Genomic DNA, 20,699 nt, shown 5'->3' with positions numbered 1-20,699 from the left:
GCGTGAGGTCAGCGGAGCCTAGAGCACTCGCCGCGCGAGGAAGGCACGGCGAGTAGGGGAAGTTACGCCTCTTTTTTTTCGATAAATGGGGCTAAATCGACATCAGCGTGATAATCAATGGCATCAAATCCAAAACCATTCAAATTGAGAAACTCCTGCTTGTAGCCTTGATAGTCACCAAGCTGTTTGAAGTTATCTTGGTTCATCTCTTTGAGTAGGAGCGCCACCTCATCCTGAACGGGCTTGGCCAATTCTAGATCGTCAATACGTATCAACCGTTCCCCATCAACCTCTACTTTTGCTTGATTGTAGAGCTTGCTTGCATAGAGCCGTTGCATTTGCTCGATGCACCCTTCGTGCACGCCTTGCGCTTTCATCACTTTGTAGAGCGCTAAAAGGTAAGGCGTTAAGCCAGGGATAAACACACTTGCCTTAGTGACCAGCGCCTTGCACACACAAGCGAATGCGCCACCATCGAAATTGGCTAATTTCAAATTTAATGAATGGCTAGTCTGATGCAAATCAACTTTGGCTCTTCCAAGGGTGCCATCAAGATAGATAGGGTGGGTGATCTCAGGCCCGATGTAAGAAAAAGCAAGCGTTTGACAACCTTGGGCAATCGATTCTGAGTTGATTAAGGTATCCACCCATGCTTCCCAATCCTCGCCACCCATCACTTTTTGTGTATGATGCGCTTCTTCTTCCGTTGCGGGCTCTAATCGGGTGTTGATCCACGCATCGTGCTCGAGATCGATCGTTGCACCGGTAATCGGTTCAAACATTGGCTTAATCGCTGAGCGCCACACTTCACCGGTGTCAGGGTTAGGTCGCAGGCCGCTGGCGACACTGTAGACTATTAAATCGACTTCCCCTTCAAAATAGGTTTCTATCGCTTCAACGACTTCGTTCTTGATCGCTGAAGAGAACGCATCGCCATGAATATTTACCGCGATTCGTCCTGCCTTTTCAGCATGCTGTTTGAAGAAGTAGTCATTGAAGTAACCTGCGCTGCCTACGCCTTTTTCACTTGGGCTACGCTCAAAGGAGACGCTGATGGTATCAGCTTGAGCCCCGCCAAACGTCAGAGCGATACGCGATGCCAAACCAAACCCTGAAGAGCCACCAATGATTAGCACACGTTTTGGTCCGTTTTTGATCGGCTCTGCTTGTTGTACGTATTGGATTTGACGGAGGAGAGCTTGTTCACAGCCGTAAGGATGCGCACTGCGAGCTATCACACCTTGTATTACTGGTTCAATTATCATGAAACTTTCCTTAGAAACGGACGTTGTCTGATTAACCTAGCGTAAAAATAGGTAAAGTTTATTGAGCCAGACCAATGACAAGTGATTATCTATCGGTATTTACAGAAATTTTAGTTTACAGAAATTTTACCAGCTCGTTGGCGACAAAATCAGCGATCCAAGGTTGGGCTTCAGGTTTAGGATGCAGTCCGTCGTTCATCATCCATTGAGGCTCTGTGATGACGCCTTCAAGAAAGAAAGGCAGCAGTGGCACATTGTGTGCGTCTGCCACTTTAGGATAAACGGCTGAAAACGCTTGCGTATAACGCTTACCGTAATTGGGCAATACATGGATTTGCATTAAAAGCGGCATTGCCCCTTGCTGTTTGACTTGTTCGATGATGGCCGAGAGGTTGTTTTCGACCACGTTAGGTGGAAATCCCCGCAAGCCATCGTTAGCGCCAAGCTCGATTAATACGTAATCCGGCTGATGCTCACTCAACAGGCTAGGTAGGCGGCTGAGGCCGTTACCTGAGGTATCTCCAGAGATACTGCCATTAATGACCGCAAGATCATGGCCTTTGGTTTTCATTACATTAGGTAACAAGGTAGGCCATGCTTCTTCAATCGACATTTGATAACCTGCACTCAGGCTATCTCCTAAAACCAATAGCTTAGCGCTATATGCGGGTTGAACAAAAACGAGAAAAAAGACCAAGGAAAGTAAACGAATCATGCAAACATCCATCATTCAAGCAACGTCATTATCAAAAATAGTCTCCACTAAACAGGAGCAATTAACAATCCTTGAAGAGGTAAATCTTGAAATCTTTGCCGGAGAGAGCGTGGCGATCGTCGGCACATCCGGTGCGGGTAAGTCCACCTTGATGACGTTGTTAGCCGGTCTCGACACCCCAACAAAAGGCGCAATCCAGCTGCTAGGTAAAACCTTATCAGAGCTGGATGATGAGCAAAGGGCGAAAATACGCAGTGAATCGGTTGGGTTTGTTTTTCAGAGCTTTTTGCTGATACCGAGTTTGAGCGCGTTAGAGAACGTTACCTTGCCATGCTTACTAAAAGGCGAAGATGAAAACATTGAGCGCGCAAAAATGTTGTTAACGTCGGTAGGGCTTGAGCATCGAATGCATCACTCTCCCTCTCAGCTGTCAGGGGGTGAACAGCAGCGTGTTGCTTTGGCGCGCGCTTTCATGATTGAACCGAAAATCCTCTTCGCCGATGAACCGACGGGAAATCTGGATGAACACACCGCAGCGAAAGTGATCGAGCTGTTGTTTGAACTCAATAAACAGCACGGGACGACCTTAGTGCTGGTGACCCATGACAGCGAGCTAGCACGTATGTGCGATCGCACCATAGTCATGTCGGCTGGTCAGATCAAAGGAGAGTAGGGATGGCACACTCTCGTTTAAACTCGCGTCTAGTGCGCTGGAGTGTCAGTGAAATTCGTCAAGGCCAGCTCTGGCCGATTGCCGCCGCGCTGACGTTAATTATCGCCTGCATCTTTGCCTTAACCGCTTTAGCGAACCGCATGGAGCAGGTCATCGTCAAACAGGGCAAGCAAGCGTTAACGGCGGATGTGCAGTTCAGTAGCTCGAATCCTCTGCCCGAAACATTGCTACAAAACGCCGCCGCATTGAATATGGACACTGCGCGTCAAACTCGCTTTGCCACCATGGCGTTTAGTGACGCGCAGATGAAACTGATCACCGTTAAGGCGGTAGAGTCGAACTATCCGCTGCAAGGTGATTTTCGCTTAAGTGATGGCCAAGGGGAAAAAGCACGAGTAGCGCCTGGTGAGCTGTGGCTTGACGAGCGTCTATTTGCCCAGTTAGAGGTTACTATTGGTGACGCCGTCACTATTGGTGATGCCGATTTCACCGTTACAGGACGTGTATTAGAAGAGCCAGGGCTAAGCTTCAATCCATTTCAGCAAATGCCGTCGGTCTTTATCCACATGGATGACATCGATAAGACAGGCGCTATTCAGCTCGGCAGTCGCGTGCGCTACAACCTATTTTTGAATGGCGACGACACCAGCATAGAGACGCTAAAAAGCCGCATTGAACTGACCCCAAGTGAACGTTGGCGAGATCAAAACAGTGCCAGTCGCACCAACGATGTTTTTCAGCGCACTCAGCAATATTTGTCTCTCAGCGTCGCGATTGTGGTCATTATGGCCGCAACCACATTGGTACTGACCTGTCAGCACTATGTCTCTACTCGCACCAAGACCATCGCTATGTTGAAAAGCCTTGGCGCAACAAAGCAGTGGATTGTCCGCTGGCTTTCTATTCAGGTCGCGATACTGCTACTGACAGCGAGCGTGCTTGGCTTACTGATTGGTGTCGGGTTAGAAGTGTTACTCCGCATTCCTCTGGTTGACTTGCTACCTAATCCACTCCCGAGCTATGGCTTGATGCCTGCGCTGGTCGCGCTTGCCAGCAGCGTGTGTATCGCCGTACCTGCCCTTGGGATTCCTCTGCATCGCTTAGTGAATGTCAGTGCGGTCAATGTGATGCAAACCCAAGCAAGCGACACGGGCCATAAGTCAAAGTGGTTGATTCTGGTGCCTGTCGTGCCGATGCTCGCGGCATACTACGACAACATGTTGGTTTGGATTGTCATGCTGGGTATGGTGCTGCTGTTTGTGCTGCTCGGCGCGGTGAGTCTGCTTGTCACCAAGCAGTTAGCCAAAATGCCACTGAGTACGTCATTCAAATTGGCGCTCTCGCGCATCAACCGCTCAATGACGGCAACCGGTTTGCAGTTTGGCGCTCTTGGGCTTTCTTTGATGTTGCTGGCCGTGATGTGGCTCGTTCGCACTGATCTACTCTCTGATTGGCAACGTACTATTCCACCAGATGCGCCGAATGCCTTCGCTCTGAATATTGCACCTTACGAAAGAGAGGCCTATTTAGAGGTGTTGGACCAAAATGGGATCACTCGTTCCGACGATTATCCCATCATTCGGGGACGCTTGACGAAAATTAATGGGCAAGATGCGAAAGAAGCCTCTGATGGCGGAGAAGGCAACGACGCACTGCGTCGTGAGCTCAATTTTACCTACGCCGAGGGGATTCCTGCACACAACGAGTTGCTTGAGGGTGAGTGGACTGAAAAGGGCGGCGTGTCCGTTGAGTCGGATGTCGCTAGCGATCTGGGTCTAGCGATTGGTGATGAGCTTGAGTTTGTGATTAACGGCCAAACGATAATTGCGATGGTTAATTCCGTGCGTGCCGTAGAATGGCGTGATATGAAGCCTAATTTTTACTTCATTTTTACGCCGGATGTGCTAGAGCAAATCCCAGCGACGTTTTTGGTCAGCTTTCGCGTCGACGACCAACATGACGGGTTGCTCAATACTCTGTCAAAGGCGCACCCAACGGTTAGCTTGATGGATATTCGTCAAATGGGTGAGAAAATCCAATCGCTGCTTGAGCAAATCGTTTGGTCGATTACCTTATTGGCGGCACTTGGCGTCTTGGCAGGGTTACTTTTGATCTTTACGTTGCTGAGGCTAAGTCTGTCACAACGTAAATCAGAGATGCAGCTCTACCGAACGTTAGGTGCGAGTCGAAAACGGGTCACGCGCACCATTTGGGCAGAATATGGCTTGATGGCATTGATTGCTGGTTTGATTGCCGCACTGGGGGCAGAAGCCGTAGTCGGTGGGATCATTTACTTCGGTTTTGATCTCACCCCAAGCTTGCATTATTTGTTGTGGTTAACCATGCCAATCATCACGTTTTGCACACTGGCGTTGGTTGTTTTCAGTATGATTAAAAAACTGTTAGCCCCTATAAATAAAGAGTTTAGCTGACGCTGTTCGGGTCAAGTTATTCAGTTATCCACAAAAACGGTGGATAAGGTTTGGGATAACTTGACCTGTAGATAACTCACTAAATCGCGCAACGCTAGGAAAGTTCAAGCATGCAGCAAAGTTGTTATTCACAGAATCGATTTTTCTATGAGTTCCAATTTTTCAGTCAAGCATTTTTTTCAACTTTTTATGATGAAAATGTCATTCATATCCCTTGCAAAAAAAGTGATTTTTATCACCGTTTTTTAAGAGTAAAATAACCGAGAAATGAAACAACTAGCCGCGCAGATGTCACAGATCAACACACAGCCAAGTTCAACGTCCATCGTCATTATTGGTGGGGGCGTTGCCGGCGCCACGGCCGCTGTCCATTTATCCGAAATTGGGCAAAAAGTTACCCTCATTGAGCGAGGCGCGAGCCTTGTCAGTGGACCGCCGATTTGCCATCTCCATGCTGGTGGGAATTTGTACCGGGAAATCTCGACGGAGCAATGTATTGAATTGCTTGAACAGTCGATTGAAACGGTGCGTCTTTACCCTCAAACCATCAATCGTCGTCCAACTCTGATTGCTGTTCCTATTTCCGATCCCGGCAGTGTCGATGAGGTCGAATCTCGCCTGCAAACCATCCGTGATTGCTACCAGACCTTAGTGGACCGAGACCCGGCCAATCAAGTGCTGGGCGCGCCACAAGATTACTATCGCTGTTTTTCAAAAGAGGAATTGCAAGCACTGGCGACGCGCACTCAACCTGAGGCACCAACAAGTGTTGAAGAATGGGTGATTCCTTTTGCTCAGCATGCCGACCTCGATGCGCTAAAGTACCCTGTGGTTGCAGTGCAAGAGCACGGTTGGAGTGTCTTTCGTTTGGCCGCGAGCGCAAAACTCACACTCGCTGCACATCCAAATTGCCAATTGCTCACCTCATGTGAAGTCACTGATCTTGAAGAGAGTGGGAACGGCTGGCTGATTCGTTATCGCGATGACAATAACCGACTGCACGAACTTCAAGCTCAATACGTCATCAACGCCTGTGGTTATCAAACCGGCACGATTGACGATCTGGCTCAAAAGAAACGTCAGCGTATGGTGGAGTTTAAAGCCGCTTATGTCACGCGATGGGCACAGTGTGATCAGGTATGGCCCGAGGTCATTTTCCATGGTCAACGGGGGACGCCAGCAGGTATGGCGCAGCTGACCCCGTATGCAAATAAAGTGTTTCAACTGCACGGAATGACCAAAGAGATTACCTTGTTTGATGAGGGGTTGGTTGCCTCCGATGACCGCTCTTCTCAGCCCCAGTTACCGGCTCCCCTAATCAAGACGTTGAATCAAGGCTGGGAGGAGTCCGTGGCCAAAGAGCGCAGCCTGCGTGCCGTGCGACACATCGGACAGTACGTGCCTGACTACCATTCGGCGGATTACTATGCGCTGCCTTTGTTTGGCGCGCAACAAATACCAGGACGAGATGACTCGTTAAGAGCCGCAGACGTTTCGTTTGAAGCCAATCACTATGCACGCATCGAAGTGGTCAAAGGTTCATCTGCGCTTGAAGCCGCAAGAAAAGTAGTGACGCAGTGGGGCTTGTATGACTATCGGGGAGCCTCCATTGAGTCTCATCACCCGGTGTGTACCCGCTTGGTGGCGAGCGACGTTGAACAAGAAGCAAAACGTATCGCGATTGAGCGTGGCTACCCTGCAGAGTTGGCCCAAGTCTATGGTGAATCCCAGTAAAGCAGCTATCACCACACCGTGTCATCGAATGATACAAAAAGGCGCCAATCGGCGCCTTTTTGTTATTTCGCCGCCCGCTTGGCCGCGACTAAGCTTAGTTAATACAACAAAAGTGATGGCAATGAATTAATAGCCGAAGAAGCGCGCCCACTGACACCAGACATCTTGCAAGCCGAGTAAATCGCCCTTTTCAAACGTCACGGTTTGGCCCGGCCGAGCTTGAGCGATACGTGGCAGGTCAATACGGGCCACACAGCCTAATTTGGGATAACCGCCGATCGTTTGCTTGTCACTGAGCAAAATAATCGGGTCGCCACTTTTGGGCACTTGTATTGCGCCTAACGCAATTCCTTCGCTCAACAGTTCCATATCCGGTGGCGTAATTGTGTTACCGCGCAGGCGATACCCCATTCGATTGATGTGCTGGCTTACCTCAAAACGTCGGCTGTAAAAGGCACCGATCGCGTCTGGAGAAAACTGTTCACTTTGATACCCCTCAATCACGCGCACACGAATGGGGAGGTTGTAATCAGGGCGGTAGCGAAATGAAATCTGTGTGCTTTGGCGGGATAATGGGTGGTAAGTAAACGCCAGTTGATCCCCCGCTTTAAGTGCGCGGCCTTGCTCTAATCCGCCGAGCGCTTCACGGGTGACGGTGGACACACTGCCCAATACTGGTGACACATCAAAGCCCCCTTTAATGGCAAGGTAGCTTCTTAGCCCGTTGGCCGGAAGACCAAAGCTCAACGTTTGCCCTTTACGGGCGACAAATGTTGACCAGTTATCTATGCGCTGACCGTCGAGTTTAGCATTGAGATCCCCACCTGCAATGGCGAGGTTGCAGTGACCATTGAAACGAAATTCCGCTTGTCCCAAGGTAATTTCAATGGTTGGGCAATTGACCGGGTTATCGAGCAAATGATTCGCCCAACTGTAGGCGTAATCATCCAAGGGTCCGCCTTGAGTAATGCCCAAATGCGCCAAGCCAAATCGCCCAAAATCTTGGATGAGGCTCAGTTGTCCAGGTTTGATGACTTCAACGTAAGACTTCATAAGGCAAACTCCCCATCAAGCGACCCACCGAGTTGAAGAAATTGTTCTCGATCGACGGCCTTAAAGCGCACTTGAGAGCCGACACTGTACGGCAGCATCTGCGCTTCATCGGCTGTGAACAGCGCTAATGGGCAGCGTCCAATGATGTTCCACCCACCCGGTGAATCACTCGGATAAACCGCAGTATGATGATTGGCAATCGCTACGCTGCCTCTGGGAACATTGACGCGCGGCGTACTTTGACGTGGCAGTTGTAATTGAGGCGTGACTTGACTCATAAACGCAAACCCGGGCGCAAAGCCGATCGCAGTGACGCTGTAACACTCTTGAGTGTGCAGTTCGATTACCTCGTCCAATGTCATACCTTGCTCGAAATAGATCGCTAAGTCTGGCCCTACATCCGGATGATAGTAGACGGGTAATTCAATGATCTCTGCGCTATGGCTTACTGACGGGCTGGCTATGGTGCTGTCCAAGATGCGTTCGACGCGTGGGATAAAATCGAAAATGGAGATTCGGTGAGGTAAATAGTCAATCAACAGAGTGATGTGCGAGGGGGTGACGTTCATCAGCCATTGCGCTAACTGAGACTGAACGTTTTCGCCACAGTGCTGGATTATACTCGACAGCTCTGGCGAAGGGGCCGCGTCAAAGGTGACTAAAATACTGCACTCGGCAACGGGATCGATGGTATAGGTGATCGTCATCTGTTACTCCATGCTGGTGCGGATTTGCTTGACAATATCGATGGCCGCCAGATTATCGCCGTGTACGCATAAGGTATCCGCCTCAATATCAATCGCGTAGCCCTCTATGGTGCGCACTTTGCCATATTGGGTGATTTGGCGAACTTGGCTAATGATATCTTCGGCGTTGGTAAGGACCGCATCGGGCAGCGTTCTTGGTGCCAGAGTTCCATTGGCGAGATAGCGTCTGTCAGCAAACGCTTCAAACAGCAAAGGCAGCTCATACCGGTCGGCAATATCAAGTAGAGGCTGGTTATCGAGCACGGCGAGCGTCATTAAAGGGACATTGAAACAAGAGACGGCATCAGCGACCGCATCGAACAGCGATAAGTCCTTAAGCATGTCATTATAAAGCGCGCCATGTGGTTTGACATAACTGAGTTCTGTGTTGTGCGCTTCACAAAGCGCTTTAAGCGCGCCAACTTGATAGATGATCATCGCAGTGACTTCTTCGGGGCTCATGGCAAGGCTTCGGCGTCCAAATCCTTGTAAGTCTGGGTAACTGGGATGGGCGCCAATCTTGACGTTGTGGCGAACCGCGAGCGCGACAGTCTGTGACATAATAGTTGGGTCAGAAGCGTGGTAGCCGCAGGCGATATTGGCCATGTCTACGTGGGGCATCACCAAGGTGTCATTGCCCATCGACCAAGCACCAAAGCTTTCGCCCATATCACAATTCAACAAGATTGCGCGTTTTGCCATGCATTTATGTCCCTTTATGCTCATTAGTGAGATTTATCGTACAAATAATCCGAATTGCGTTCAAATTTTGAACGGCGTCACTGAGTGTGTTCCTATCGTGTTGCTAAGCTTAAGCACAAACCGCATCAAAAGAAAACAGAGCGGTTAATGTTTTAGGTAGCAAATAGTGTTTTAGGTAGTGGGTGAAGGGCGAAGCGCTCAAATGTGATATGAAAAGGGTCATCGGCGATAGACGTGGCGTTTGTATTCAGAATCGCCAAAGAAGATGGGTTGAGAGGAGTCGCGTATGCTCTCGTTGAACGCGCTATCGTTGAAATCTAAGCTTATCGTCCCACTGATTCTTTTTTCATTGGTGATTTTACTTCTCACTCAGGGCAATGCGCTCAATGTTGCTCTCCAATCGCAAACCGACAACCTTATCGACCGTGCTCACGTATTGTCTCTTGGTTTATCATCGCCGTTAAACTCGGCCATTTTGGGTGGGCATACTGAACAAGCGACGCAAATATTGCAGTCGTTTTCCGCAGACAAAGAGATCGTGCGCGTTAAGCTGCACACCTTAGATGGCAAACTGTTTTCGATGTATGAACAACATGGTGTCGCAGCGCCTTTGCCGAGTGCGCAGCAGCTCGCTGCATTGAAAGAAACGGGCCAGGCAGTGAGCGACGATTATCTTTTTGCGCTCTTTCCTCTCTATGCAAACGGTAATGAAGTGGCCAAGTTTAGAGTGACGATCTCCACCAAATCGTTTCAAGATAGTTCAGAGCAAGTCATACATAATGCGCTGATCTTTATTGTCTTTTTGACCATTGCGACCGCCATTTTGTTTTACACCGTACAAAAGTACATTCTCAACCCCGTCATCAGTTTGCGCGCTGCGATACAAGGATATATTGAACACAAATCCAACAGTATTGAGATTGATACCATCGCGAACGATGAAGTGGGTGATTTAGTCCGTGCCTTTCGCACTATGCTGAGACGTTTGAAACTGCGTGATCAACAAGTCAATCATACACTTGATAGATTAGAACAAGAGAAATCCTTCGCCAACGAGGTGGTCGAGTCGGTCAAACACGCGCTTATTGTTGTCAATCAGCATGGCGATGTTCTCCATTTTAATGCGATGACGTGTGAGATATTCCGCTGTACCAGCGCATTTATCCAAGCCAGTAAGTTGATAGATTTGATTCAAGGTAAAGGGCAATCCGAATTAAAGCACGCGCTCGAAAACAATCTAGAGTTTGAAGATCGCCATATCGTCCTCGAAGATCTGTTTCATGATCGCCGATTCTTAAAAGTAAGTGGTACGCCGCTTTCAAAACCCGGCCAGTGTCTCATCGCGATTGAGGACATCACCCAAGTCGAAGTGGCGATGAGCCGCCAACGCATGGCGGCGAATATTTTTGAAAACAGTAAAGATGGCTTAGTGGTCACCGATGATAGCGATGTGGTCACTATGCTCAACCCGGCCAGTCGTCGGATACTGGGAGTAGATAGCAGCGAGATAATTGGTCAGCACCATCGTGAGCTATTCCGTTGGGCGGATTTTGATTCCGTCATGACGCAGATAAAACGCATGATTGAAGAGCAAGGTGAGTGGCAAGGTGAGGTGTGGGAGATTCATCCCCTTGGTCACCGAGTACCGCTTTATGTTCGAGCATCGAAAAATCGTACCAGCGCCAGTGAACATCGCTTCGATTATGTCTATGTGATTGTCGACTTATCTTCAGTCAAAGAGATGGAGCGGCTTGAGTATATGGTCAATCATGACAGTTTGACAGGGCTTGCCAATCGTACCCATCTTTACCGCGTATTAGGTAAAACGCTCACCGATGAGCGTCTATCCAAAACGGGCATTGCACTTTTGTATCTCGATCTTGATGGATTTAAAGCAGTAAACGACACTTACGGCCACGATGCAGGCGACGCAGTGCTTAAAGAAGTCTCGCGCCGCCTATCGTTACATGTGCGCAGCCAAGATTTGGTGGCTCGACTGTCCGGCGACGAGTTTGTGGTTTTGATGACTTCTTGTGATCAACCCAGTACGCATGCCCTCGCAGAGCGGCTACTGGCGGAAATCAGCAATGAAATCGACTATGCCGGTGAGCGTCTATCGGTCGGTGTGAGTATTGGTATTCACTACACTCAACGTGCGCAGGGTACCAGTCTCGAACAATTCCTCAAAGCGGCCGACAAAGCCATGTACCGAGCTAAAATGGAAGGTAAAGGGCAGGTCATCATGAGTGAGGCAAGTTAGCGTTATCTCGCGCGCGATTTTCTGTTACCATTCAACGAAATACTAACATTAGGCTAGAGTTATGAATGTATTAGTGACAGGCGGTATGGGCTACATTGGCAGCCATACGTGTTTGCAAATGATCGCCGCTGGAATGACGCCTGTTATCGTCGACAACTTGTATAACAGCAAGCGCAGTGTGCTTGAACGTATTGAGAAGGTTTCAGGTCAAACGCCGACCTTTATTGAAGGCGATATTCGCGACAAAGCCTTGATGAAGCAAGTGCTTGTTGAGCACAACATCGATGCGGTGATTCACTTTGCCGGGCTTAAAGCGGTCGGTGAGTCTGTGGAAAAGCCACTTGAATATTATGACAACAACGTCAACGGTACGCTTGTATTGGTCGATGCGATGCGCGAAGCAGGGGTGAAGACCTTAGTTTTTTCTTCATCTGCGACTGTCTATGGAGACCCTGCGAGTGTGCCTATTACCGAAGATTTCCCAACCAGCGCAACCAATCCTTATGGTCGTAGCAAGTTGATGGTTGAAGAGTGTTTGACCGACTTTCAACATGCCAATCCCGATTGGAGTATCACCTTACTGCGTTATTTCAACCCCGTTGGTTCACACCCATCCGGTGAGCTTGGCGAAGATCCGCAAGGTATTCCAAATAACCTAATGCCATTTGTCTCCCAAGTTGCCGTAGGGCGCCGTGAATTTTTATCTGTGTTTGGTGATGATTACCCGACCAAAGATGGCACGGGCGTGCGCGACTATATCCACGTGATGGACTTGTCAGATGGGCACGTGGCTGCGTTAGAGAAAGTGGGCCAGACATCCGGATTGCACATCTATAACCTAGGCACTGGTAATGGCTATAGTGTGTTGGAGATGGTGCATGCGTTTGAAAAGGCTAGTGGCAAACCTGTCCCGTACCAAATTGCGCCGCGCCGCGCCGGTGATATTGCCGAGTGTTGGGCCGATCCTTCAAAAGCGCAGCGTGAGCTGGGTTGGAGTGCGACACGTTCTTTGGATGAGATGACGCAAGATACCTGGCGCTGGCAGTCAAATAACCCGAATGGTTTTCCAGATTAATTGAGCACAATCGCTGATTTTAAATCTAACAAAAGAGCGACCCTAGCGGTCGCTCTTTGCGCTGGTTTATAAACGACTGACCGTCGTGTATCGATATTGTTGGGTTACTGGGCTTGCTTATCTTTACCCAACGAGAGTAACCAAATACAAATGACCGAAACCACTATGAAGCCTGATAGGATAATAACAGGCATCGCACTGTAGCCAAGGATGTGCCAAATAATCGATTCTAATGTACTCATGCTCTCTCCTTATTGCCAACCTTCAACGCCTTGCATGTCAGGCAGGCGGTGGGCGATCCCTTTGTGACAGTCAACACAGGTCTTTTCACCTGAGGCGAGGGCCGTTGAGTGCTGCTGGGCACCGCGTGAACCTTGCTCAGAAAAATCCATAAACTCGAATTCATGACAGTTACGACACTCGAGCGAATCGTTTTTCTGCATACGTGCCCATTCTCGCTCAGCAAGATGACCGCGACGCTGCTCAAACTTTTCTTGTGTATCTATGGTTCGCAAGACATAGTGCGCAAACAGCTCTTTAGACGCCTGAACTTTACGGACAATCTTGTCTGTCCATTCGTGAGGTACATGACAGTCAGAACAGATTGCTCTCACACCAGAACGGTTCGAGTAGTGAATCGTCTCTTTGATTTCCGCTACAATCGGCGCATGACAGCCTGAACAAAACTCTTCGCTGTTGGTCGCTTCCATCCCGGTGTTAAATGCCCCCCAGAACAACAAACCACCCGCAAAGCCCATAAACAGCACAACGCCTACCGCCGCTTTACTAGGGGACGTGAACCGCTTCCAAAACGCTTTCAGTAATTTCATAGTTAACCTCGCTTACTCGCGTTTCTTACTTAAGAGAATCAACAGATTGGAACTCATTCTCAACCAATGGTTTCGCATCTGTTTGCGGGACGTGGCATTGCAGACAGAAGTAACGTCTTGGCGACACGTCTGCGAGCACCGCGTCTTGGCGATTCACATAGTGGGTGACACTAATTTTTGTCGCGCCTGATTGTTTGGCGTTTTTCCAGCTGTGGCAAGCCAAACATTTATTGGCGTTTAACGACACCTCATAGTTACGAATACTGTGAGGAATCAACGGTGGCTGATAGACAAAGCTATCTTCAACAATTTGATCTTTCGGAAAATCTTTAAATGCGTCCGCAGGTCTGGTCTCTTCGAGATTGGTGTTACCGCGCAGCGACTCCAAGCCACCGATACCGCCTGGGTTGTCCAAATTGGCAAACACAGCGCTGCTCAACACTGCACCTACCGAGAAAAGTGCAACTAAGAATTTTTTCATGTTTTTGTTCTCCGCCTTCTGGCTACATTCTTCGCTTAGGTTGCCCAAACGTGGGCAACCTAATCTCGACATTACGCAACTTTGGTGATCTTCACTGGACACTTCTTAAAGTCGGTCTGTTTAGACAGTGGATCCGTGGCATCAAGGATCAATTTGTTGATCAAGATGCGCGCATCAAAGAAGGGGACGAACACCAATCCTTGCGGTGGACGGTTACGTCCGCGTGTTTCAACACGCACGCGCACTTCACCACGTTTGTTGGCAATGTTCACCTCGTCACCTCGGCGAATGCCTCGTGCTTTGGCGTCCTCTGGATGCATGTAGCAGACGGCGTCCGGCACGGCTTTATAGAGTTCAGGGACACGGCGTGTCATGGTGCCGGTGTGCCAATGCTCGAGTACACGACCGGTGCAGAGCCATAAATCGAACTCGGAATCTGGCACTTCTGGTGGCGCTTCGTATGGGGCGGAAATAATAAACGCTTTTCCGTCAGGCTTGCCGTAGAAGTCCCAACCGCTACCGGCTTTGGCATATGGATCTGAGCCTTCTTTGTAACGCCAAAGGGTCTCTTTACCGTCAACGACTGGCCAACGAAGACCACGTGTTTGGTGATACACTTCATACGGCGCAAGATCGTGTGCTTTACCGCGTCCAAATGAGGCGTACTCTTCAAAAATGCCTTTTTGTACGTAGTAACCGAAGTGGTGCGCATCGTCGTTGAGTTCGCGCGCTTCCTCGATTGGGTATTTGTTAATCACGCCATTGGCGAACAGCATGTCATACATGGTTTTGCCGCGATACTGAGGGGCTTTGGTGAGCATCTCTTCTGTCCACACTTCTTCCATCTTGAAGCGTTTAGAGAACTCCATAATTTGCCAAAGGTCAGATTTCGCTTCGCCAACCGTACTGACTTGTTGATACCAAGCCTGTGTACGACGCTCTGCGTTACCGTAGGCGCCTTCTTTTTCGATCCACATCGCTGTCGGTAGAATCAAATCTGCCGCTTGCGCAGTGGCCGTTGGGTAAGGGTCGGAACAGACGATAAAGTTTTCAGGGTTACGATAGCCCGGTAAACGCTCACCGTTAATATTCGGACCTGCTTGCATATTGTTGTTGCACATCACCCAGTAAGCGTTGAGCTTACCGTCTTTGAGCATGCGGTCTTGCAGAACGGCGTGGAAACCCGGTTTAGGCGGAATGACACCATCAGGAATGTTCCAGATTTTTTCTGCAATCGCGCGGTGTTTTGGATTCGCGACCACCATATCAGCGGGTAGACGGTGGGCAAAAGTGCCGACCTCACGAGCGGTACCACACGCAGAAGGTTGCCCTGTCAGAGAGAATGGGCTGTTGCCTGGAGTTGAGATTTTACCCGTGAGAAGGTGGATGTTGTAAATCAAGCTGTTCATCCATACGCCGCGGGTATGCTGGTTCATCCCCATCGTCCAAAGTGACATCACTTTAGTGTTCGGATCCGCGTATTGTTTCGCTAGAGTGATCAAATCTTCTTCAGATACGCCCGACATTTCTGACGCTTTGGCCGCAGTGTAAGGCGCCACGGATTGCTTATATTCATCAAAAGAGATGCCCGACATATCGCCGCTGTCTGGGTTGGCCGCAGCTTGTTGAAGCGGGTTATCGTCACGCAGACCATAGCCAATGTCTGTGGTAGCTTGCTTGAATGTGGTGTGTTTGTTGACGAAATCCCAATTGACGGCGTCGTTTTCGATAATGTAATTGGCAATAAAGTTGGCAATGGCCAAATCGGTCTGTGGTTGGAAGATGTACCCAGTATCGGCCAACTCGAACGAGCGGTGATAGTAAGTAGATAGCACATTTACCTTAACATGGGGATGGCTGAGGCGACGGTCAGTGATGCGAGTCCACAAGACAGGGTGCATCTCAGCCATGTTTGAGCCCCAAAGCACGAATGAATCTGCGTGCTCGAAATCGTCGTAACAACCCATGGGCTCGTCGACGCCAAACGTGCGCATAAAGCCAACCACGGCGGAAGCCATACAGTGACGCGCATTAGGATCGATGTTGTTTGAGCGAAGCCCAGCTTTCATCATCTTGGCGGCGGCGTAACCTTCCATTACGGTCCACTGACCAGACCCAAACATACCTACACCCGATGGGCCTTGTTTTTTCAGTGCTTCTTTCCATTTGGAGGCCATGGTATCAAAGGCAACATCCCAAGACACCGGGGTAAAGTCACCGTTTTTGTCGTACTTGCCGTCTTTCATGCGCAACAAAGGCTGAGTGAGACGGTCTTGACCGTACATGATCTTTGAGAGGAAGTAGCCTTTGATACAATTCAAACCTTTGTTTACCGGCGCTTCAGGGTCACCCTGCGTGGCGACCACTTTGCCGTTTTGTGTACCAACCAACACAGAACACCCGGTCCCGCAGAAGCGACAAGGCGCTTTGTCCCAGGTAATCGCCGATTGCTCTGAACTGGCGATCAGGTTGGTCGCTGCGGCAGGTAGACTGATGCCGGCTACCGCGGCGGCAGAGGCTGCTGCGTTTGCTTTTACAAACGCTCGTCTTGTCATCTTCATACTTCACCCTCGAATTGGGAATGTTCTTTTCCAGTGTTAGTTATCACGTCGTCGCCTAGGTCCGTTTCTATCTGGTGGTAGACCAACACAGTACTTAAGACGTTAGGTAGGTTGTTGATTTCGTCGATGGTATCGGTGATAAACCCTTGGTTTTGAGTTTCTAGCACCACCACCAGCTTGCCCTCAGGGCTGTCTGCATAAATTTCTGCGTTGGGCAGTGCACTGATCGACTCCTTGACCTCGTTAAGGTGGCTAGGCGTGGCGTGAACCACCAAGCTTGATATATGCACTTCATTCAGTGACATGTTGTTGTCCATTTTTATAATCAATTGCTCACATTGATGGATGACGAAGGGCAAACGGCAACACAGGCACCACAGCCGCTGCACTTATCGTGGCTTATGTGAGGCTGGGCGACTTTGCCTACCTCCAATTTGAATTGAATGGCCATCGGGTCACACAACTCACCACAACTCCGGCACTCCACATTTTGTTTGGCTAAACACGTTTCATTGATGCTTGCCTTTACATGCCAAGGCGTATCAGCCTCAGGTAAAAAAATCGGTTCCTGACAAACGTCGGCACATCGATAACAGAATGTGCATTCGTCGATAGAGAAGTCGACAGTAGGAAATCCTCCGTCACCGCTGACAATGATCTGCGTGTCACAGACGCGGGCGCACTCTCCACATCGGGTACACAAATCGGTAAAGCTTTGTGCATCCGCAACCCAAGGCAGGCGAATCGTATTGTCTGCTTGGCGAGTAAAAAGACGGCGTTTACTGAAATCGACCACGTTGCTATCCGTTGTGAACTGCATTTATGTGAGCGTAGCTCACATTTCCTATTAATAACTTGTCATTAACACACACATAAATTGTAGTTTTTGACATATTTGTATAAATAACCCTTTGGGGGTAATCAGATTATGTTGTTGTTTTAGATCAATAAATTTGGTTTGGTTTGATCACATATTTAGCCGAAAGCGTGAATATGATGACTTGGTGTGATGGGGGATCGGTGAGTAATAACGTGGTGAATGCATGCCAAGAAGGGTAAAAAAATCCGTCACTCGAACGATAGCGAAAGCCATGGGCTTAATATTAGCCCTGTCGGTCGTGACGACCAGTTATGCGATCATCACATTAGCGTCTAGCCTCAATGATGCTGAGGCAGTGAACGTGTCTGGCTCAATGCGTATGCAGAGCTATAGACTGGCGCACGATATCCAATCGCAATCTCAAGACTATCTTCAGCACATCGAGATGTTTGAACGCTCTATCTACTCCCCTTCGATGAAGGCGTTGCAAGGCTGGGGTGTTCCTGATGACATTACTCACGATTACTATCGGTTGATCATGCGTTGGCATGAGTTGAAAGCCGTGCTTCAGAGCGAAGATCGACACCAATATTTAACTATGGTTGCGGGCTTTGTGAATCAAATCGATGCCTTTGTGTTCAAGCTGCAACACTTCTCTGAACAAAAAATGATTCGCTTAGCTTGGGTGGGCGGTGCAGGGCTAGGTGGTATCTTGTGTGTGGGGCTGTTTGTTATTCATTACTCCAGAAAGCAAATCGTGAAACCGCTGAACGCTATGATGTTGGCCAGCGAACAGATTCAATCGCGCTCGTTTGATGTGAAGCTGGATGTTTCAAGTGAGAATGAACTTGGTGTTTTGACTGGTACATTCAATAGCATGGCCAGCGATTTGGGCAATTTCTATCGAGGATTGGAGCAAGCCGTCAATGAAAAGACGCTTAAGCTCCAGCATGCCAATGACTCACTGCAAGTGTTGTACAATTCATCACAAGAGCTGACCGCTTCGAGGATCACGCAGGAAAACTTCGAGGCGATACTGCAACATATCGTCTCTCTTGAGGGGATTGTAGCGGTCAAAATGGAAATCTTCAGTGACGGTGAGCGACCGCTCGTATTGACCAAAGGCGACGTTTGCCTCAGCTGTGACAGTGACTGCCAAAGTAAACCGTTGGCCTTAGATGGGGAAGCGTTAGGTATATTGTATTGGAAAACATCACTGCCATGCCCAGATCAAGCTTTGATCGATAACTTCGTCCAAATCCTCTCGCGCGCGGTGTATTACAACCAAGCACAGAAACAAGCGGAGCAACTGCTTTTGATGGAAGAACGGGCGACGATCGCCCGTGAACTGCATGACTCGCTTGCTCAGTCTTTATCCTATTTAAAAATTCAAGTCTCGTTACTCAAGCGGGGTTTATCGGCTCTGCCTCCCGGCGAAGCATCGCCGCACACTCAGAGCGTAATGAAGGATCTCGACGGCGGGCTATCCGCCGCCTATACCCAATTACGCGAATTGCTGACCACGTTTCGACTGACGATCAAAGAAGGCAGTTTTGGCCAAGCACTAAAAGAGATGACGGAGCAATTGGCCGATCAATCGTCAATCCGCATAGTGGTAGATAATCAGCTCTCCTCTGTAGAGCTTGATGCCAGTGATCAGGTTCACTTACTGCAATTGATCCGTGAAGCGACCCTAAATGCGATCAAGCACGCCAAAGCGACGCAAATCGATATCGCCTGCCTTGAGACCGACGATAACGTTGTGGTGTCGGTCTCTGACGATGGCATCGGGTTTGAACAGGCCAACGAAAAGCTCAACCACTACGGCATGAGTATTATGCAAGAGCGAGCGTCCCGGTTAAACGGCACCTTGGTCATTGAAAGCAAACAAGAGCAGGGGTGCCGCGTCATCCTCACTTACCCAAGAAATAAGGAAACAAGCAGTGTCACAATGTAGAGTTTTGCTGGTGGATGATCACCCTCTAATGAGAAGAGGCATTCAGCAGCTACTGAGTTTTGAGCCAGAATTTGATGTTATCGCCGAAGCCAGCAATGGGACGGAAGCGGTGGCAAAAAATCACGAGCTGAAGCCAGATTTGATCTTGCTAGATTTAAATATGAAAGGGATGTCGGGGCTCGACACTCTGAATGCACTGCGCGCCGATGACTGCGACGCCACTATTGTTATTTTAACAGTCTCAGACAGCCCAGCAGACATCGAAGCGATCATTCGAGCCGGAGCCGATGGCTATTTGCTCAAAGATACCGAGCCCGATGAGTTGGTGTCGCTGCTCAAACAATCCATTCGTGGTAACAAGGCTTACAGCCGAGAAGTGGCGAAATACCTGCTCAAGCGAGAACACACGACCGATGTGTTTGATGAGCTGACCGATCGAGAGCGTCAAATTCTCAAACAGGTCGCCAAAGGGTTTCGCAACAAACAGATTGCAGATGCGCTGTTTATTTCCGAATCGACGGTCAAGGTGCACATGAAAAGTTTGCTGAAAAAGCTGCGCGTTCCGTCGCGTACTGCTGCCACCATCTTGTATTTGGAACGTTATGGTGACATTAAGTAATCACGACTAGGAATGCGTAAGTTTTAATACGCAGTCAGGCATAGAGAGAAAATAGCCTTGATACATGTTGAGATCTAAGGCGCGCATGGCATCGAGTTGTTCTTGGGTCTCGATGCCCTCGATCACTACCTGACAGCCCAACGTTCTTGCTAATTCGATGCCTGAAATCATCGCGGCTTGATTGCCCTGCATGTAGTCGAGCATCAATGAGCGGTCCATTTTGACGATATCAGGACTGAGCGTTTCCACCCTCACTCGATTGGAGGCTTCCACACCATAATCGTCCACCGCAATATGAAATCCAATATCGCTAAGCTTCTTCATCGCGGTTTTCAGTAAGTCTTCGTTGGCATGTTCATGCTCAACCACTTCAATCACGATCTGATCCAGTGAGAGCCCGAGCTCTTTTATCCGTGTGGCCAGCAGGCTTTCCGTCATATCAATCACCGCCATTGCATCGCCTACGACTGGAAGGATGTTGAGGAACAATTTGCGGTCACGAAATTTTGATTGGGCGAAGTTTCGAATATGAATCACGCGACTCAGGCGTTCAACATTCACTTTGTCATCCAACGGGATGTTGTCTGAGGAAAAAAACAGATCGGGTCGTACGGAACTGCCGTCTTTGCGGGTGATGCGCAGCAGTGCCTCTAAACCAACCATGCTGGTGTGTTTGGTGTAAATCGGCTGGTAGACACTAGAGAGTGTCAACGACTTATAGTGCGCAATGTACTGGCCATCTTCTCGCTGCACGAGACATTGAGTAAACTGCTCTC

The 20,699-nt window shown here is 49.1% G+C and carries 19 protein-coding genes; 7 read left to right on the top strand and 12 right to left on the bottom strand.

The genetic code is table 11. From position 1 onward, the window contains the following. Positions 1–62: 62 nt before the first annotated feature. Together fabV and AC6R1O_RS08050 are read right to left on the bottom strand one after the other, a co-directional pair. A complete protein-coding gene (fabV, locus tag AC6R1O_RS08055; RefSeq protein ID WP_500656815.1) occupies positions 63–1,265 on the bottom strand; it encodes an enoyl-ACP reductase FabV in 1,203 nt (400 codons plus the stop codon). A 115-nt stretch (positions 1,266–1,380) separates the two neighbouring features. Further along, the gene (locus tag AC6R1O_RS08050; RefSeq protein WP_500634027.1) at positions 1,381–1,980 is read right to left on the bottom strand and encodes an arylesterase; all 600 of its coding nucleotides are present in this window, start codon (positions 1,978–1,980) and stop codon (positions 1,381–1,383) included. On the opposite strand from AC6R1O_RS08050, the gene AC6R1O_RS08045 reads away from it, so the two are divergent. From AC6R1O_RS08045 to AC6R1O_RS08035, 3 genes are all read left to right on the top strand, one after another. After that, positions 1,979–2,653, top strand: coding sequence for an ABC transporter ATP-binding protein (locus AC6R1O_RS08045; protein WP_334551835.1), 675 nt, complete (start codon positions 1,979–1,981; stop codon positions 2,651–2,653). The two genes, AC6R1O_RS08050 and AC6R1O_RS08045, sit on opposite strands and share 2 nt — an antisense overlap. 2 nt (positions 2,654–2,655) lie before the next feature. Further along, on the top strand, positions 2,656–5,085 hold the full coding sequence (locus AC6R1O_RS08040; protein ID WP_500656814.1) for an ABC transporter permease: 2,430 nt from the start codon (positions 2,656–2,658) through the stop codon (positions 5,083–5,085). A gap of 267 nt (positions 5,086–5,352) precedes the next feature. Next, the gene (locus tag AC6R1O_RS08035; RefSeq protein WP_500656813.1) at positions 5,353–6,819 is read left to right on the top strand and encodes an FAD-dependent oxidoreductase; all 1,467 of its coding nucleotides are present in this window, start codon (positions 5,353–5,355) and stop codon (positions 6,817–6,819) included. A 126-nt stretch (positions 6,820–6,945) separates the two neighbouring features. Here the strand turns inward: AC6R1O_RS08035 and AC6R1O_RS08030 are convergent, their stop codons facing one another. The 3 genes from AC6R1O_RS08030 to AC6R1O_RS08020 are packed head-to-tail and all read right to left on the bottom strand — an operon-like array spanning position 6,946 to position 9,320. After that, on the bottom strand, positions 6,946–7,872 hold the full coding sequence (locus AC6R1O_RS08030; protein ID WP_500656812.1) for a 5-oxoprolinase subunit C family protein: 927 nt from the start codon (positions 7,870–7,872) through the stop codon (positions 6,946–6,948). Continuing rightward, positions 7,869–8,579 carry a 5-oxoprolinase subunit B family protein gene (locus AC6R1O_RS08025; RefSeq protein WP_500656811.1) on the bottom strand — a complete coding sequence of 237 codons (711 nt, stop codon included), beginning with the start codon at positions 8,577–8,579 and terminating at the stop codon, positions 7,869–7,871. The genes AC6R1O_RS08030 and AC6R1O_RS08025 overlap by 4 nt, the downstream gene beginning before the upstream one ends. A gap of 3 nt (positions 8,580–8,582) precedes the next feature. Further along, positions 8,583–9,320 carry a 5-oxoprolinase subunit PxpA gene (locus AC6R1O_RS08020; RefSeq protein WP_500656810.1) on the bottom strand — a complete coding sequence of 246 codons (738 nt, stop codon included), beginning with the start codon at positions 9,318–9,320 and terminating at the stop codon, positions 8,583–8,585. Between the two features lie 286 nt (positions 9,321–9,606). Here AC6R1O_RS08020 and AC6R1O_RS08015 point away from each other — a divergent pair, with 286 nt between their 5' ends. Continuing rightward, positions 9,607–11,580, top strand: coding sequence for a diguanylate cyclase (locus AC6R1O_RS08015; RefSeq protein WP_500656809.1), 1,974 nt, complete (start codon positions 9,607–9,609; stop codon positions 11,578–11,580). 61 nt (positions 11,581–11,641) lie between these two features. Next, a complete protein-coding gene (gene galE, locus AC6R1O_RS08010) occupies positions 11,642–12,655 on the top strand; it encodes a UDP-glucose 4-epimerase GalE (RefSeq protein WP_500656808.1) in 1,014 nt (337 codons plus the stop codon). 104 nt (positions 12,656–12,759) lie between these two features. Here the strand turns inward: galE and AC6R1O_RS08005 are convergent, their stop codons facing one another. The 6 genes from AC6R1O_RS08005 to napF all read right to left on the bottom strand — a co-directional run bounded on the left by AC6R1O_RS08005 (position 12,760) and on the right by napF (position 17,323). Next, complete coding sequence (locus AC6R1O_RS08005; RefSeq protein ID WP_500628284.1) at positions 12,760–12,897, bottom strand: TIGR02808 family protein; 138 nt, start codon at positions 12,895–12,897, stop codon at positions 12,760–12,762. 9 nt (positions 12,898–12,906) lie between these two features. Then, positions 12,907–13,485, bottom strand: a complete 579-nt coding sequence (locus AC6R1O_RS08000; RefSeq protein WP_487901525.1) for a NapC/NirT family cytochrome c — start codon at positions 13,483–13,485, stop codon at positions 12,907–12,909. Between the two features lie 25 nt (positions 13,486–13,510). Further along, positions 13,511–13,966 carry a nitrate reductase cytochrome c-type subunit gene (locus tag AC6R1O_RS07995; protein ID WP_334551844.1) on the bottom strand — a complete coding sequence of 152 codons (456 nt, stop codon included), beginning with the start codon at positions 13,964–13,966 and terminating at the stop codon, positions 13,511–13,513. 71 nt (positions 13,967–14,037) lie between these two features. Then, the gene (gene napA / locus AC6R1O_RS07990) at positions 14,038–16,527 is read right to left on the bottom strand and encodes a periplasmic nitrate reductase subunit alpha (protein ID WP_500656807.1); all 2,490 of its coding nucleotides are present in this window, start codon (positions 16,525–16,527) and stop codon (positions 14,038–14,040) included. Further along, the gene (locus AC6R1O_RS07985; RefSeq protein WP_500628281.1) at positions 16,524–16,832 is read right to left on the bottom strand and encodes a chaperone NapD; all 309 of its coding nucleotides are present in this window, start codon (positions 16,830–16,832) and stop codon (positions 16,524–16,526) included. The genes napA and AC6R1O_RS07985 overlap by 4 nt, the downstream gene beginning before the upstream one ends. Before the next feature lie 20 nt (positions 16,833–16,852). Then, complete coding sequence (napF, locus tag AC6R1O_RS07980; protein WP_500637727.1) at positions 16,853–17,323, bottom strand: ferredoxin-type protein NapF; 471 nt, start codon at positions 17,321–17,323, stop codon at positions 16,853–16,855. Between the two features lie 247 nt (positions 17,324–17,570). Between napF and narQ the strand changes: the two genes are divergently transcribed. Further along, on the top strand, positions 17,571–19,304 hold the full coding sequence (narQ, locus tag AC6R1O_RS07975; RefSeq protein ID WP_500656806.1) for a nitrate/nitrite two-component system sensor histidine kinase NarQ: 1,734 nt from the start codon (positions 17,571–17,573) through the stop codon (positions 19,302–19,304). Then, positions 19,291–19,923 (top strand): response regulator, encoded by a 633-nt coding sequence (locus AC6R1O_RS07970; RefSeq protein ID WP_500634017.1) that lies wholly within the window; start codon positions 19,291–19,293, stop codon positions 19,921–19,923. The genes narQ and AC6R1O_RS07970 overlap by 14 nt, the downstream gene beginning before the upstream one ends. A 6-nt stretch (positions 19,924–19,929) precedes the next feature. Here the strand turns inward: AC6R1O_RS07970 and AC6R1O_RS07965 are convergent. Beyond that, on the bottom strand, positions 19,930–20,699 hold a 770-nt coding region (locus tag AC6R1O_RS07965; RefSeq protein WP_500656805.1), incomplete at its 5' end, for an EAL domain-containing protein.

The sequence above is a fragment of the Vibrio sp. R11-SG3-ISO3-SZ genome, from assembly GCF_059834345.1.
The sequence above is the reverse complement of the archived record's forward strand: the minus strand, read 5'-3'. Positions and strand labels throughout refer to the sequence as shown.

Excerpts from the sequence above, each read along its gene's own strand:
- fabV (WP_500656815.1), bottom strand. The coding sequence starts at position 1,265 with ATGATAATTGAACCAGTAATACAAGGTGTGATAGCTCGCAGTGCGCAT.
- AC6R1O_RS08045 (WP_334551835.1), top strand. The coding sequence starts at position 1,979 with ATGCAAACATCCATCATTCAAGCAACGTCATTATCAAAAATAGTCTCC.
- AC6R1O_RS08050 (WP_500634027.1), bottom strand. The coding sequence starts at position 1,980 with ATGATTCGTTTACTTTCCTTGGTCTTTTTTCTCGTTTTTGTTCAACCC.
- AC6R1O_RS08040 (WP_500656814.1), top strand. The coding sequence starts at position 2,656 with ATGGCACACTCTCGTTTAAACTCGCGTCTAGTGCGCTGGAGTGTCAGT.
- AC6R1O_RS08035 (WP_500656813.1), top strand. The coding sequence starts at position 5,353 with ATGAAACAACTAGCCGCGCAGATGTCACAGATCAACACACAGCCAAGT.
- AC6R1O_RS08030 (WP_500656812.1), bottom strand. The coding sequence starts at position 7,872 with ATGAAGTCTTACGTTGAAGTCATCAAACCTGGACAACTGAGCCTCATC.
- AC6R1O_RS08025 (WP_500656811.1), bottom strand. The coding sequence starts at position 8,579 with ATGACGATCACCTATACCATCGATCCCGTTGCCGAGTGCAGTATTTTA.
- AC6R1O_RS08020 (WP_500656810.1), bottom strand. The coding sequence starts at position 9,320 with ATGGCAAAACGCGCAATCTTGTTGAATTGTGATATGGGCGAAAGCTTT.
- AC6R1O_RS08015 (WP_500656809.1), top strand. The coding sequence starts at position 9,607 with ATGCTCTCGTTGAACGCGCTATCGTTGAAATCTAAGCTTATCGTCCCA.
- galE (WP_500656808.1), top strand. The coding sequence starts at position 11,642 with ATGAATGTATTAGTGACAGGCGGTATGGGCTACATTGGCAGCCATACG.
- AC6R1O_RS08005 (WP_500628284.1), bottom strand. The coding sequence starts at position 12,897 with ATGAGTACATTAGAATCGATTATTTGGCACATCCTTGGCTACAGTGCG.
- AC6R1O_RS08000 (WP_487901525.1), bottom strand. The coding sequence starts at position 13,485 with ATGAAATTACTGAAAGCGTTTTGGAAGCGGTTCACGTCCCCTAGTAAA.
- AC6R1O_RS07995 (WP_334551844.1), bottom strand. The coding sequence starts at position 13,966 with ATGAAAAAATTCTTAGTTGCACTTTTCTCGGTAGGTGCAGTGTTGAGC.
- napA (WP_500656807.1), bottom strand. The coding sequence starts at position 16,527 with ATGAAGATGACAAGACGAGCGTTTGTAAAAGCAAACGCAGCAGCCTCT.
- AC6R1O_RS07985 (WP_500628281.1), bottom strand. The coding sequence starts at position 16,832 with ATGTCACTGAATGAAGTGCATATATCAAGCTTGGTGGTTCACGCCACG.
- narQ (WP_500656806.1), top strand. The coding sequence starts at position 17,571 with ATGCCAAGAAGGGTAAAAAAATCCGTCACTCGAACGATAGCGAAAGCC.